At 55.1% G+C, this 15,202-nt stretch carries 13 protein-coding genes; all 13 read left to right on the forward strand.

The features are described 5' to 3' along the window. Window positions 1-77 precede the first annotated feature (77 nt). Window positions 78-1,535: a CoA-acylating methylmalonate-semialdehyde dehydrogenase gene (locus tag K9N21_11360; GenBank protein MCF8144505.1), complete on the forward strand. Its 1,458-nt coding sequence runs from the start codon at window positions 78-80 to the stop codon at window positions 1,533-1,535. 15 nt (window positions 1,536-1,550) lie between these two features. Beyond that, window positions 1,551-1,982: a hypothetical protein gene (locus tag K9N21_11365; GenBank protein ID MCF8144506.1), complete on the forward strand. Its 432-nt coding sequence runs from the start codon at window positions 1,551-1,553 to the stop codon at window positions 1,980-1,982. Window positions 1,983-2,006: 24 nt separating this feature from the next. Further along, window positions 2,007-3,437 carry an FAD-binding oxidoreductase gene (locus tag K9N21_11370; GenBank protein MCF8144507.1) on the forward strand — a complete coding sequence of 477 codons (1,431 nt, stop codon included), beginning with the start codon at window positions 2,007-2,009 and terminating at the stop codon, window positions 3,435-3,437. Between the two features lie 37 nt (window positions 3,438-3,474). Next, window positions 3,475-4,803 (forward strand): (Fe-S)-binding protein, encoded by a 1,329-nt coding sequence (locus tag K9N21_11375; protein MCF8144508.1) that lies wholly within the window; start codon window positions 3,475-3,477, stop codon window positions 4,801-4,803. 128 nt (window positions 4,804-4,931) lie between these two features. After that, the gene (locus tag K9N21_11380; GenBank protein ID MCF8144509.1) at window positions 4,932-6,119 is read left to right on the forward strand and encodes an ABC transporter substrate-binding protein; all 1,188 of its coding nucleotides are present in this window, start codon (window positions 4,932-4,934) and stop codon (window positions 6,117-6,119) included. Between the two features lie 136 nt (window positions 6,120-6,255). Further along, complete coding sequence (locus K9N21_11385) at window positions 6,256-7,131, forward strand: branched-chain amino acid ABC transporter permease (protein ID MCF8144510.1); 876 nt, start codon at window positions 6,256-6,258, stop codon at window positions 7,129-7,131. Between the two features lies 1 nt (window position 7,132). Continuing rightward, a complete protein-coding gene (locus K9N21_11390; protein ID MCF8144511.1) occupies window positions 7,133-8,131 on the forward strand; it encodes a branched-chain amino acid ABC transporter permease in 999 nt (332 codons plus the stop codon). Between the two features lie 9 nt (window positions 8,132-8,140). Then, window positions 8,141-8,884, forward strand: coding sequence for an ABC transporter ATP-binding protein (locus K9N21_11395; protein MCF8144512.1), 744 nt, complete (start codon window positions 8,141-8,143; stop codon window positions 8,882-8,884). 16 nt (window positions 8,885-8,900) lie between these two features. Further along, window positions 8,901-9,605 carry an ABC transporter ATP-binding protein gene (locus K9N21_11400; protein MCF8144513.1) on the forward strand — a complete coding sequence of 235 codons (705 nt, stop codon included), beginning with the start codon at window positions 8,901-8,903 and terminating at the stop codon, window positions 9,603-9,605. A gap of 244 nt (window positions 9,606-9,849) precedes the next feature. Next, window positions 9,850-10,800: a tetrahydromethanopterin S-methyltransferase gene (locus K9N21_11405; GenBank protein MCF8144514.1), complete on the forward strand. Its 951-nt coding sequence runs from the start codon at window positions 9,850-9,852 to the stop codon at window positions 10,798-10,800. A 76-nt stretch (window positions 10,801-10,876) separates the two neighbouring features. Then, window positions 10,877-11,908, forward strand: a complete 1,032-nt coding sequence (locus K9N21_11410; GenBank protein ID MCF8144515.1) for a methyltransferase — start codon at window positions 10,877-10,879, stop codon at window positions 11,906-11,908. 324 nt (window positions 11,909-12,232) lie between these two features. After that, a complete protein-coding gene (locus K9N21_11415; protein ID MCF8144516.1) occupies window positions 12,233-12,910 on the forward strand; it encodes a cobalamin-dependent protein in 678 nt (225 codons plus the stop codon). A gap of 80 nt (window positions 12,911-12,990) precedes the next feature. After that, window positions 12,991-15,069 (forward strand): ASKHA domain-containing protein, encoded by a 2,079-nt coding sequence (locus K9N21_11420; GenBank protein MCF8144517.1) that lies wholly within the window; start codon window positions 12,991-12,993, stop codon window positions 15,067-15,069. Window positions 15,070-15,202: the final 133 nt, after the last annotated feature.

Consider the following 15,202-nt stretch of genomic DNA (forward strand, 5'->3'; position numbering starts at 1 on the left):
ATTACACAAATTAAATTTTTAATTATAAGGAGGAATTTGCTATGGCGGTATTGGATGAACCCATAAAAGGCGTACCCATGGCCAAGAATTACATCGACGGGGAATGGGTTGAATCAAAAGGCGAGATCATCGATGTGGTCAATCCGGCCACCAATGAGACCATCGGAAAGGTCGGCATCTCAACTAAGGAGGAGATTGACAGTGCTGTTCAGGCGGCGCAGGAGGCATTTCATGACTGGAGAAGAACCCCCCCGGTGACGCGCTGCCGCTATCTCTTCAGACTGCGTGAATTGCTGGAGGAGAACTTCGAAGAGGTCAGCAGGGTCCAGACACAGGAGCATGGGAAATGCATCGATGAATCCAGAGGAGAGACCCGACGGGGCATCGAGAACGTGGAAGTGGCCTGCGGCATCCCGAGTCTCATGATGGGCGAGTGCCTGGAGGATATTGCAAGCGGCATCGACGAATATCTCATTCGACAGCCTTTAGGGGTTTTTGGCGTTATCGGCCCGTTCAATTTCCCCTTTATGATTCCCCTCTGGTCGGCCCCTTACGCGGTGGCCACAGGCAACACGGTGGTCATCAAGCCTTCCAGCGAAGTTCCCTTCAGCCAGACGAAGATCACGGAACTGGCCGAAGAGGCAGGGTTTCCCCCGGGGGTCTGGAATATGGTTCACGGCGGGAGAACCGTTGTGGGCGGCATGCTGGACCATCCCGACATTCAGGGGATCACATTCGTAGGTTCCACGCCGGTCATGCGGGACGTCATCTATCCGGGATGCGGCAATACCGGCAAACGATGCATTGCCCAGGGCGGGGCCGCCAACATCCTCGTCATCATGCCCGATTGCAATGTGGAGGCAACCATCCCAGGACTGATGACATCCTTCTTCGGGAATGCCGGGCAGCGGTGTCTTGCCGGCCAGACCCTGGTGATTGTGGGTGAGGACGATGCCTTTTACAAGAGTTTTGTGGAAAAGATTACGGACAGGGCCCGGAACATGCGGATCGGCTACGGACTCGATGAGTCTGTGCAGATGGGTCCTGTACGGGATGTGCATAAAAAGGAGAGCATACTGAATTACATCGAGATCGGTATGAAGGAAGGGGCGACCTTGAAATTAGACGGTCGAAAGGCAGGAGAGATCGTCGGCAATTACCCGGACACCTGCTTCTTAGGCCCCACCATCATGGAGAATGTATCAAGGGAGATGAGGATCGTCCGCGAAGAGATCTTCGGCCCGACCATGGGAATTATCAGGGTCAAGACCCTTGAGGATGCCATAGAGATCTGCAACGAGTCTCCCTATCACAACGGTCATGCCATATTTACGTCAAACGGCAAGTCTGCCCGTCAATTCCAGTATGACTGCATCAGCGGCAACATCGGCATCAATATCGGCATTGTTGCGCCCATGGCATTCTTCCCGTTCAGCGGAATGGCCGGTTCATTCTTGGGCGTGCTTCACACCCAGGGGAAGGAAGCGATCCGTTTCTTTACAGAGAGCAAAGTCTGCATCCACCGATGGTTATAGGAAAGGGGAGTGACGATGAATCTACGTACCGCTTCTGAAACATTAAGCTTTTTACGGGAGCTGGAGGAAAAGGCTGCCGTTTTCTACGAAGAACTGGCCGGGAGGTTCCCTGAAAACAAAGATGACTTCCTTGCCTTTGCCAAAGAAAACAGGAAATTTAACAAGCAGATTCAAATGGCGTACCAGTCCGTGATCACGGATGCGATTGAAGGGTGCTATGCCTTTGATCTGGAGACGGACCATTATGTCTTTGAAACGGATTTGCCGGATGCGGCAGGCCTGGCCGAGGCTGCAGCCAAGGCCCTGGCTATTGAAGAGAAAATCGTGTCGTGTTATAATGTGGGGGCCGAGCAATCCGGTTCGCTCCTGGCGGATGTCCCGAGGAATTTTAAAATAGTGGTGAAAAAGCGCAATAACCGCCTGGAAAAGCTGAAATCACTGGCATAAGGGTCAGGGAGAAGGAGGCTGTCAATGCTTGCCAAGAGAGAAGACATGATTTTGGATGAACTGGTCTCGATCGTGGGGAAGGATAATGCCACCGCTGCCAAACATATCCGCTACGCCTATTCCTATGACCTGAGCTTTGTCAAACCCAAGCTGCCGGACTATGTGGTGATGGCCACCACCGTAGAACAGATTCAGAGTATCTTCAGACTGGCCAACAGGGATAAGATACCCGTGGTTCCCTATACTGCCGGTTCTAATATCGGAGGCCTTTGCATCCCCGAACATGGGGGCATCCTGCTGGATCTGAAGCGGATGAACAAGATCATACGGATCGATACGGAGTCCCATTATGCCGTTATCGAACCGGGGGTATCCCATGCGCAACTGGCCATGGAGTTGTATAAGCATAACCTGAGATGGAGCTGGCCGGTGGGACCGCCGTCGGCCTCTGTCTCATCCAATGCCTTGTGCCATGGCATCGGAGGCATGAGCGGCAGGTACGGACTCAACAGCGAGGAGATCACCAGCATGGAGGTGGTGCTTCCCACCGGAGAGTTGGTCCGTGTCGGGTCCTGCGCCATACAGGAGGATTCCTGGCACAGCGTGCTTCCGCTGCCGCAGCTGGACGGCCTGTTCAAGGGGTGGCTGGGGACCAGCGGCGTGGTGACAAAGATGGGCGTCAGGGTCCATCCGATTCCCCCGATCCTCAAGGTGTTTACCGTGTCCACACGCAGTATCGAAGACATGACATCCTATATGGTGAATCTGGGGAACTATGAAATCTGTGACGACCTCACCGCGGTATCGTGGTGGCTGTCGCAGGTCCCGATCCCCTATCCATATAAGCCCAAGCCGGATGCGGCGCCTGAGTGGTATTGCTTCGGCGCGACCAATTCCTGGACCCAGAAGGAAAAGGAGGCCAGGGAAGAGATCTGGCAGAATGTTCTGGATGAGGAGAAGAAAAAGGGGACCTCCATTGAATACGCCGACTATCCGGAAGAGGCGTTGAAGGCAAGGACCCAGCTTCCCAGCCGGATTGTGGGATCTACCAAAAACTATACCAAGATGGCCGGCGGCGGCATATCGTGGCCCGGCACCTTTACACCGGCAAATAAATGGGCGCCGGTGTATAACAAGTGGAAGGAGATCCTCATCGAGCACAACCTTTCCCCTTCTGTTCGCGCCACCAACTACAGGGGGGTTCACTATGGCATGCTCAGGGCCATGATCCCCTTTAACAAGCAGAGCGCCGAGGAGACTGAAAATGCGAGACATGCCATCGTGGAATGCCTGAAGGTGGACCTGGACGCAGGGGGTATCCCGTACAAGCCTCCCGTGGATTTTGCCGCTGAGATAAACAAACGGGCACATCCCGGCTATCTATCGCTTTTAAAACAGGTGAAGAAACTGCTGGATCCAAATGATATCATGAACACCGGAAAATTGGGGTTCTGATGATTGGTTAACCGCCACGCGGCATTGGGAGGATATTATGGAATGGAACATCGCCACTCTTGAGGAGTTGAAGGATATTTTATGGAGGTGCACCGCCTGTGGCAACTGCAAGGCCGCCTACAACTACGGACCTCCCCCTGAATTCGGTGAGATCTGTCCTGCAGGGGCCGAGTTCGGCTTTGAAGGCTTTATGGCATCAAAGGGAAAGATCGCGTTTGCAAGGGGCATCCTGGACGGGCAGTTGGAATGGACCGACGAACTGCTGGATGCGATTTATAAGTGTACGGTCTGCGCAGGGTGCCAGAACCAGTGCGAGCTGGACCACAAGCCGTTCATCCCTGAAATCATTGAGGCCATGCGACGCAAGGCGGTACAAGACGGCATCGGCCCCATGCCCACCCAGAAAAAGATCGCCCAGTCCATGCGAAGCTACAACAACCCCTATCAGGGGCCCCGAAGGGTACGCACGGATTGGACCCGGCCATTTAAGAAAGCCAAGAAACCGATCAAGGACATCAACAAGGAACCTGCGGACATCCTCTATTACGTCGGCTGCACCGGGGCCTTCAACCTCCCGGCCAGGGGCGTGCCGGTGGCCACCGCCTCCCTGTTTCAGAAACTGGGACTGGATTTCGGCATCCTGGGGGAAAATGAGATCTGCTGCGGATCCACGGCCATGCGGATCGGGGACGCCGAGGAATTCAAACGGGTGGCCCAATCCAACCTGGAGACATTTAGGATGCTGCATGAGGAGCGGGGAGTCAAGACCATTGTCACCTCCTGCGCCGGGTGTTACAGGGCCATTAAGAAGGACTATATCCTCTCTTCCGAATATGACAAGATGATGGACGGCATCCAGGTGGTCCACACGGTGGATCTCCTGAATACCCTGTTCAAGGAGGGGAAGCTGAAATTCACCGGTGAACTCCCGATGAAGGTGACCTATCACGATCCCTGTCACACCGGGCGGCACCTGACCAAATTCGTGATTGATAAAGAGGGCTCCCAGCTCTGGAAGGGGGCCTATGTGGGTCTCAATGATGAAGATTGCCTGTACGACGTCCCCAGAGAAATCCTGCGGGCCATTCCAGGCATTGAATTGGTAGAGATGGAACGGATCCGGGACAACTCTTATTGCTGCGGCGGCGGGGGCGGCGTCATGACCGGATACGGGGACTGGGCCGCAAAGAACGCCTCCAAACGCATTGAAGAGGGGATGCAGACCGGTGCGGAGCACATGGTTTCCATCTGCCCGTTCTGTCATTATAATTTGAATGAGGGTTCTCGAAGGATCTCAAGCGAGATGAAGCTCTATGACCTGGTGGAGCTGCTGGATCAGGTGATTTCCGAAACCGACAAGGCGTAGGATGCAGGGTCACTGCATCTGAAAAGGGCGCCACGGATTTTGGAGGGATGGGAGGTGATAAGGGGAGATCAGAATTAAAGGAGCCTGGCATTAACCACAATTTTTTGCGGGAAGAGAAGGAGGGAAACATGAAAAGAGCACTTTTGATTACATCCTTACTACTGGCGGGTGTGTTTTTGCTGGCCCCGCTCAACGCAGTCGCCGCAGACCCCGTCAAAATCGGCGTTATCGTTCCCTTGTCAGGCATTGTGGCGCAGGGCGGTGAAGAGATGAAGATGGGGATCCAGATGGCTGCGGAAGAAAAGAAGACCATTTTGGGCCGTCCCATTGAACTGATTATCGAGGATACCCAGGTAAAGCCCACGGTTGCCGTGAGCAAAGCGGAAAAGCTCGTTTTCAAGGATGACTGCAAGGCCCTGATCGGTGTTTTCTCCAGCGGCGTAGGCCTGGCTATCGCCAAGAATATCGACAAACTGAACGTCCCGTTTTTGACCACACACGTTATGACCACCAAATTTTACGGCCTTAACCCACTGGTTTTCAGGTCCGGTCAGCTTGCCAACGACCAGACCGCGGTAGGCAACATCAAGGGCATTCTGGCGACCCCCGACCTTAAGGATCGGACCTATTATGTACTGGTTCACGACTATGCCTGGGGCCACGATGCGGGTCAGCGATTCATCGACCTGGCCAAGAAAAACGGCATCAAGGTCGCCAATGAGAATTTCGACAAAGCGCCGATCGCCACCAAGGACTGGTCCTCCTACATCAGCAAGATCAAGGCCTCCGGAGCGGATGCCGTATACATCGCGCTCATCACCAATGTCATTCCTGTCTTTGCAAAACAGGCCTATGATTTCGGCATTCAGAAATATGCCAGGATCGTATCCGGGGCCGCCCCGGGTCCGGTGGAACTGGAAGCGGGCGGCGAAGCGTGCGTCGGCATCTTCGGGGCATCCGACTGGTGCTGGGACGTGAACAATCCCATATCGGATAAATGGGAAGCGGATTTCTGGAAAAGATTCAAAACCATCCCGTCCGATGCGGCCTGCCACAGCTATGTGGGCGCCATGAACCTCTTTAACGGCATTGAGAAGGCCGGTTCAACGGATCCTCAGAAAATTGCCGCAGCCTTGAAAGGCATCAGTTTTAACGGACCTTACGGCGAAGTCCGTATCTCTGCCAAAGACAACTGCATGAGAAATTCGGCAGTACTCACCGAAACCACATTGGCCCCGGAGAATCCCTATGGCGCCAAGATCTACATGAAGGTACTTCGAACCTTTTCAGCCGAGGAGTTAGGACCTCCGGAATAGCCCGGAATAATACTATCTCTTTTCAGGTGATCTGCAGTCCGTTGGAAATACTGCAACGGACTGCACGACACCAAACTGAAAATCGGGACCGGCCTTATCTGTTGTAAACACCTGAGAGCGCCGACAGGAATCAGACATGAGCATTCTCGCTATCATCGTAGATATTGTATTAAACAGCCTCGTCCTGGGCGGCGTGCTCTTGATTGTCGCCATCGGGCTCAATATCATTTACGGCCTGAGCCGGGTAATGAATCTTGCTCACGGGTCCCTCTATGCATTGGGGGCGTATGCAGGCTTTACCCTGGTTGCCTCCGGTCTCAACTTCTTTGTGGCGCTCCTCATCGCCCCGGTCCTTATCGCCGCGGTGGGGTTGATCATTGAGCGGATCATTATTGCGCCGGTTAGAAAGCGATCCATCGTCTATACCCTGATCCTCACATACGGACTCATGTTTCTCCTGGACGGTCTGATAAAATACTTCTGGGGGAATGAACCCCGTTTTATCGAACTCCCCGAGTTTATGAGACAGACGCTTCCCATCGCCGGAACCCACTATCCGGTTTTCAGGCTGGTGACACTCCTGATCACGGCCGCGGCCATGATCGGATTGATGTTGTTTCTGGGAAAAACAAAACTGGGCATCATCCTCAGGGCGGCCAGCAGTATTCCTGAGATGGTATCGTGTATGGGAATCAACATGACCTACGTCCATATGAGCGCCTTTGCATTGGGCTGTATTCTGGCCGGAATTGCCGGAGTCATTTCAGGGCCGCTCTATACCATAGACCCGATCATGGGGCACGAAATGCTGATCAGCTCTTTTGTCGTCATTGTGATCGGGGGGCTGGGCAGTTTGAGGGGCGCTGTACTGGCGGCCTTCCTGATCGGACTGGTTCAGACCTTAGCCGAGTTTTTTGTAACGGATCTGGCCATGGTCATTGTCTATATGATGATGGCCGTTATCCTTGCTTTAATGCCCCGGGGGCTCCTTGGAGAAGGAAGGTTTGAGTAAGATGGATGATCGCACGTCTGAAACGGGCTTAAAGAAGGGAACCGGGCATCCTCTCAGGATCGTGGCCCTTCTCATCATTATCGCCTGTCTTGCCCTGTTCCCATTTGTCGTGACCAACCGATTCTATATCAGCCTCGTCAATGAGATGCTGATCTACGGTCTGCTGGCCATGAGTCTCGACGTGCTCCTGGGATATACGGGCCTGCTCTCCTTTATGCACAATGCCTACCTGGGGATCGGGGCCTATGTGGTGGGTCTGTTTCTGATCCATATATCGCCGTCATCCCTTTGGTTGGCTATCCTTGCGGGAGTTGCGGTGACATCGCTCATCGCCCTCCCTGTGGGGTGGGTCCAGGTGCGTACCGGAGGGTTGGCCTTCGCCCTTTTGACCCTGGCCTTCGGCATGATGTTTTATACCATTGTATGGAAGTGGTACAGTCTCACCGGGGGCGACGATGGTCTGATGGGGGTCCCCCATCCTGACATTCAGTTGGGGGGCTTTGTCCTGGGCAGTTCCGGAAATCCAACCGCCATGTATCTCTTCAGCCTGTGCATTGTCATCATCTGCCTGCTGCTGACATGGCGGATTGTCCATTCCCCATTCGGGGCAGTGCTGGAGGCCATACGGGAAAACGAGGAAAGGGCCTCCTTTGTGGGCATCAATGTTCGCAGATATAAGCTCTACGGATGGATGTACGCCTGCATGCTGGGCGGTGTCAGCGGGGGGCTTTTCATCCTTTACAGAGGTTATATCGGCCCGACGACCATGAGCGCATTTGCGGGTGCAGGGGTCCTTATGATGGTCCTGGTCGGAGGGATGGGCTCTCTCTGGGGACCTATTGTCGGGGCGGGCATTTTCATCTTTATACAGGATTACATCAGCACCATGACCGAGCACTGGGAGCTGTTCGTGGGCCTGGTGGTGATCCTCCTTGTGCTGTTCATGCCGAGAGGCTTCGTCGGCCTGGGTGACTATCTGACGCGCTTCAGAAAGGAATAATCAAGACCCATGACCACCATCCTGAGCACAAAGGGCCTTCACAAGCATTTTGGCGGCGTGCTCGCCGTCAACGATGTAGATGCTGAATTTAAAGCCAAACGCCTCCGTTCCATCATCGGACCCAACGGGGCCGGAAAAACCACCTTCATTAATGTCATCACAGGCAGACTCCCCGCCAGTTCCGGTGCGGTGCTGTTCGGGGACCGGAACATTACCAACAGGCCTGCCCATCGACTGGTCCGGTTGGGCATTTGTCGCACCTTTCAGATAACGAGTATTTTTCTTGGATTGACCGTATTTGAAAATGTGCGGATTGCGGCGCAAAGCCGGATAGGCGGGTCATTCAGGATTTTTTCAGCAAGAGAAAGCCTTAAAGCGGTCAATGACAAGGCTTGGGAAATACTCCATCGCTTGGGACTCGAGAGCAAGGCGACCGTGCCTTCCACCAATCTGGCCCACGGCGATCAGCGCTGCCTGGAAGTGGCCATGGCGTTGGCCGGCGATCCCAAGATCCTGTTTCTGGACGAACCCACGGCAGGGATGTCGCCTGCGGAGACGGAACATATCGCAGGGCTGATCAAAGGATTAACCGAAACCATTGCCGTCGTCTTGGTGGAACATGATATGGATGTGGTCATGAGCATTTCAGATGAAATCACCGTCCTGAACCAGGGGAGCATCATTGCTGAGGGACCTCCCCGGGCAATCCAGGACAATGATCTGGTCAAGGAGGCGTATCTCGGCCATGCGTAATCCGGAAGCAGATAAGATCCTTCAGATCGAGGATCTCCACGCCTATTACGGAAGAAGTCATATTATTCAAGGGCTTTCCATGGATGTGGAGAGACTTGAGGCGGTCTCGATCCTGGGGAAAAACGGCGTGGGAAAAACCACCACCCTCCGGTCCATCATGGGCCTGACCCCGCCCCGGAAAGGGACGATCCGAATCAACGGAGAAGATACCACCCGGTTGCCCACCCATAAGGTGGTCAGAAAAGGGATCGGTTATGTACCGGCTGAACGACACATCTTTCCCGGAGTGACCGTGGAAGAGAACCTCATATTGGGGGCAAAACCTTCAGAAGACACCGACGCCTGGAACATGGAGAAGATTTACACCCATTTTCCCGTGTTGAGGGCAAGAAACCGGCAGGACGGATCGACCCTCAGCGGCGGAGAACAGCAGATGCTGGCCATCGGCCGGGCATTGATGGGGAATCCGATCATCATGCTCCTGGATGAGCCGTCCCAGGGGCTTGCACCGCTCCTGGTGTTCGAGGTCATCCAGCCCATACTCCTTTTCTGCATCCAGTCGGGGCTGACCGTCCTGCTGGTGGAACAAAACTACCGGATGGCCCTGAAGGTGGCGTCCCGGCATTATCTCATGGGCGTCAAGGGGAAGGTCGGGCAAATTGCCACGTCTGAAGAACTGATGGCCGACAGCGAGATCATCAAGAGACATCTGGCAGTCTGAGAGAACGCGGAACTCGGAGCTCGGAACGCGGAAGAGGTGAGGGGAAAGGCATTAGGCGCAAGGAGTTGAAAGCTCAAAGCTGAAAGCAAAGGGGGAAGAAGTCACCCCCATCGCGGGAGAGTGGGTAACCCAACAAGCCCAATAAACTCAATAAACCCGCAACCCGCAACGGGTAACCGGTAATCCCGCTGAAGACGGGATCTTCGACCAGCAACCAGAGCCAAAATTTACACGAGGAGACGCGATGATATCCAATTTTTCGACGGCGCAGAAGGTCTGCGAGATCGGCGGCGTCAAGTTCGGCGGCCAGCCAGGCGAGTATCCCACCGTGGTCTGTTCATCGATCTTTCAGAAAGGCGACAAGGTCTTTGACGGGAAACGGAAAGAGGGATTTGACGAGAAGCGGGCGGAGGAGCTGCTTCGGACCCAGGACAGGATGTCCATGGAAACCGGGGTTTCCGGGATGGCCGACGTGGTGGCCAATACGGGAAAGGAGTTCGAATCATATATCGATTTCGTGACCTCGGTGAGCGATATGCCCTTTTGCATCGATGCGTGGCAGATGAAACCCAAACTGGCGGGTGCGGCCTATTGTGCGGACAAGGGTCTCCTGGACCGCATGTTCTATAACAGCATCACGGTGTGGGAAGAGGATTTGGAGACGGAGATCCGTGAAATCGCCCGGATCGGGGTCAAGCACGTCCTTCTGGTTGCCTTTGACATGGCGGACCAGATGCCTTCCGGAAGAATTGCCGGAACCCAGAAGCTTTTGGACGCCATGGAAAAGGTGGGCGCCCGGTTTGAGAGCATCTTTGTGGACACCTCGGTAATGAACGGGCCTGCCACCGCCTTCTGCGGTATCGCCAACCGGATGATCAAGGAGAAATGGGGGTTCCCCACGGCCAGCGCCCCGTCCAACGGGTCCTACATGTGGAAACAGGCCCGGGAACTCTGGGGATTCAAGGGGTGGTCGGCTGCGGATGCAGGCCTGGAGTCTCTGGCCGCCTTCATGTACCATGACATGATATTCTCCGGTCCCATGGCAGGGGCATCCCGGATCTTTCCCGCCGTGGCCATGGCAGATGCCTTTGCCGCCACGGCCGCCTTTGCGGAAACCAGAAGACTTCCAGGGCTTCAAACCCATCCTCTCAATAAGCTCTTTCCCGATTTTGTCGGGCAGCTCAAGGGGATGTGATCGGGCTGACAACAGATGGACGACACGGGTTGAGAGAAAATTGATTAACTTCCAGACACACAAGGAGTAACCGTTTATGACGACAATGACCCCGAGGGAACGTGTAAAGGCCTTTTTTAAAAGAGAACCGTTGGATCAGGCGCCCGTTTTCAGCGGTATGGGCACGGTGACGATTCAGGCAATCGACAAGATGGGGATCCGGTTTGCCCAGGTGCATGGGTCAGCGGAATATTTGGCAGGCTCGGCCATTGCCAGCGCCGAGATGTTCGGATTCGACGGGATCGTCGTTCCCTATGATATGTGTACCGTCCCCGAGGCCCTGGGAAGGGGGGCCAGTCTGTATGAAAATGCTGAGGGCATTCTTTATCCCACTGTCCCCTCCAAGTGGGCCACGCTGGACGATGTGGACCTCCCCGGCGATTACCAATCGATTTTTGATAAGGGACGCATGCCGGTGGTGGACGAGGCCATCAGGATCGCCAAGGCCCACGACGGGGGCAAGCTGGCAATCGGGGGGTGGGTGCTGGGGCCGTTCACCATGGCCGGACAGCTGATTGAGCTGGATGTCCTCCTTAAAGGGCTCCGCAAGGACAAGGATCGGGTGGAGGCCTTTTTGGCCAGGATGACCGACCTGGTGATTGCCGTGGCGCAGCATTATCAGGGATTGGGCGTGGATTACATGAACATCCGCGAGATGGGATCGGGCACGGATCTCATCTCCCCGCGCATGTGGAAGACCCTCATCAAACCGAATCTGGAGAAGGTTTTTTCCGCCCTCGAATCTCCCAAAATCAATCACATCTGCGGCTCCACCGACCTGATCATCGAGATGATGAACGACTGCGGTGCGGATGCCGTGAGTGTGGATCAGAAAAACAATGTGGTGGAATCGCGTCAAAAACTGGGTCCCGGCGCCATGATCCTGGGCAATTTCGATCCCTACGGGACCCTGGTCCAGATGGATGCGGCGGACGTGGCCGGGGTCATCAAGAAATGCGTGGATGACGGTGTGGATGCGGTCTGGCCGGGTTGCGATATCTGGCCCGATGTCAAGAAGGAAAACGTGGAGGCCTATGTGAAGGCCGTCCGGGAATACGGCAGGAAATAAAGCGCGAGGGAAAGGCGAGTTGAGGAAGTCAGGAATTGAGGAATTGAGGGATTCAGGGATTCAGGAATTTAGTACCTTATTTTCAATAACCCTGTAACAAAAAACAAGAAAATCTGTTTGTATCTCAGTACGCCTTATTCTATAGACTCACACGGAGCCACAAAGAACACAGAGAAAAGGGCATGTTTCCATTTCTTTTAAAAAAAAATCCTTTGTGTGCTTTGTGTCTCTGTGTGAGTCCCGCCTGGGCGGGATTGGTTGCAGGTATCCGCTTCAGGTCACTTTTAGGTATTCAATTTTTGGCACAGCGGAGGGAACGCGATTATGGCAGATGAAAAAGTCAGGGAAGAACTGTTAAAGGAGCTTCACGAAGGCGTGGTGGAGTTTGATGAAGACAGGGTGCAGGAGGCCGCACAGCGGGTGCTGAATGAAGGGGTGAACGCCTACGATGCGGTGATGAACGGCCTGGCCGCGGGCATGCAGGAGGTGGGCGAGCTCTATGATCAGCAGGAGTACTTTGTGCCTGAACTCCTCATGTGCGCCGATGCCCTGTATGTGGGGCTGGACATTCTCAAGCCCCATATCACCCTGGAAGATCTGGGAGACAAGCCCAAGGGCCAGGTGGTGATCGGAACGGTCCAGGGGGATGTGCATGACATCGGAAAGAATATCATCAAGATGATGTTCGAGGTGGCCGGGTTTACGGTCCACGACCTGGGCCGGGATGTGCCCCTTGAGAAATTCGTGGAGGAGCAGCTCCGCACCGACTCGGAGATCGTTGCCCTGTCGGCCATGATGACCACCACCATGATGGGGATGGAAAAGGTCATCAAGATGATCAAGGAAAAGAATCCCAATGTGGCCATCATGCTGGGCGGTGCGCCGGTCACCAGTGATACGGCCGACCTGTTCGGGGCCGATGGATACGCGGACAGCGCCGGGAATGCAGTGCAGGAGGCCATCAAGATGATCGGCCGGCTGAGGGAAATGCAGGCAAAGTAAATTGAATAGTGAATAGTGATCATTGAATATTTGCTGTTGAGTTGCACGGAAATCCAACAGGGAGCCGAGGAGTCTGTTAAATGGGCGAAAGCGGTAAGGTGAAGGTTATTTTCCAGCCGTCGGGGAGACGGGGAGAGGTTGACAAGGGGATCAACATTATCGAGGCGTCGCGGCGTCTCGGGGTGGATATCGAGACCCTGTGCGGTGAAAAGAGGGTCTGCGGCAAGTGCAAGGTCCGGATCGAAAAGGGGGCATTCGAAAAGTTCGGGGTGGTATCGGATCCCGGTCATGTGAGCGCATGGCAACAGGAAGAGGCGAAATTCATCACCCCTGAGCAGCGGGAATCGGGCTACCGCCTCGGGTGTGTGGCGGAGATTCAGGACGATATCCTGGTCTTTGTGCCCGAGGAATCGAGGGCCGGCAAACAGGTGGTGAGCAAGGCGGCCCGGGATATCGACATTAAATGGAATCCTGCGGTCAAACTCCATACGGTGACCATGACGCCGCCCACCTTTGAGGATCCCCTGGGGGATTTCGAGCGGATGACCCAGGCCCTGGAAAAAGAATATGGCCTCAAAGATCTCGACATCGACTGGTTCACCCTGCAGGACCTTCCCAATGCCATCCGTAAAGGCGGATGGACCATCACCGCCGCCGTCTGGATGGACAAAGAGATCATCAAGGTGTGGCCGGGGAGGGTGGAGGACTATTACGGTCTGGCCATCGATATGGGGACCACCACGGTGGCCGCCTATTTTTGCAATATGAGGACCATGGAGGTGCTGGATACGGTCTCCATGATGAACCCCCAGTGCAAGTACGGTGAAGACGTGATGTCGCGGATCACCTACCACATGCAGACCCCGGGCGGCCTGGAAAAAATGAGCGACGACATGATCGAGGGGCTCAACGAACTGGTGAAGAAGGCCTGCGACGCGACACACCCCCCTAAGACAAAACAGAAGGATGAAAATGGAAAAAGCATACGGGATGAAAACGGGGAATTCGTGATTGTGGAGAGTCCGGAAAAAGGGAAGCCGTATCCGCGGCTTGAGCCGTCCGACATCGTGGACCTGACCCTGGGCGGGAACACGGCCATGCACCACATCCTCCTCAAGCTGGACCCCCAGTATGTGGGACTGGCGCCGTTTCCGCCCGTGATTCACCGGAGCCTGGATATCCGGGCCCGCGACCTCGGGATCGGAATCAACCGATCGTCCCGGGTGTTCGTCATGCCCAATGAGGCCGGATTCGTGGGGGCGGACAATGTATGTGTACTGGTGTGCGAGAAACCCCACCGGAGCGAAACCCTTCAGCTCATCATCGACATCGGCACCAACGGCGAACTGGTGTTGGGAAACAAAGACAAGCTCATATCCTCCTCCTGCGCCACAGGGCCGGCCCTGGAAGGGGCCCAGCTGGCCTTCGGGATGCGGGCCGCGCCCGGGGCCATCGAACGGATCACCATCGATCCGGAGACCCACGAGGTGGACTACAAGGTCATCGGCCGCGAGGCGTGGCTCAAATACTCCAAGCCGGAGGAGATGCGGACCAAGGGGATCTGCGGGTCCGGGATCCTGGATGTCTTGGCCGAACTCTACCGGTCGGGCGTGGTGGAGAAGAGCGGGCGGTTCTCCAAGAATCAGAAATCCAACCGCTTCCGCACAAACCCGGACAACCCGAGACAGAAGGAGTTCGTCATCGCCTGGGCCGATGAGACCTCCATCGACAAAGACGTGGTGATCACCCAGAAAGACATCCGTCAGATCCAGCTGGCCAAAGGGGCGCTTTACACCGGGTGCAAGCTCATGATGCGGCGGATGGGGATCGATAAGGTGGATACCATCAAGATCGCCGGGGCATTCGGCACCCACGTGGCCAGGGAAAAGGCCCTGATCATGGGTCTGTTCCCGGATTGTGAGATCGAGAAGATCCTCTCTGTGGGAAATGCGGCCGGCGACGGCGCGAGGGTGGTCCTTCTGGACCGAGACATGCGCGAGGACGCCAACTGGATTTCCCGTCATGTGGAGTACATCGAGCTGACGGTAGAGCCCGATTTTGAAAAGCAATTCATGGAATCGATGCAGATCCCCCACATGACGGATCAGTTCCCCCATCTGGAAGGGCTGGTGCCGGAGGAGATCCTTCATCAGAAGTAGAACTGGATGCTGGATACTGGTTGCTGGATACTGGATACTGGATGCTGGATGGTTAGGATGATTGGAATGGTTGGATGATGGGGATGCTGTCTTTTCTGACTTCTGACCTCTGACATCCGAATTCTAACTTCTG

The organism is Deltaproteobacteria bacterium (assembly GCA_021737785.1).
Taxonomy (GTDB): Bacteria; Desulfobacterota; DSM-4660; order Desulfatiglandales; family Desulfatiglandaceae; genus AUK324.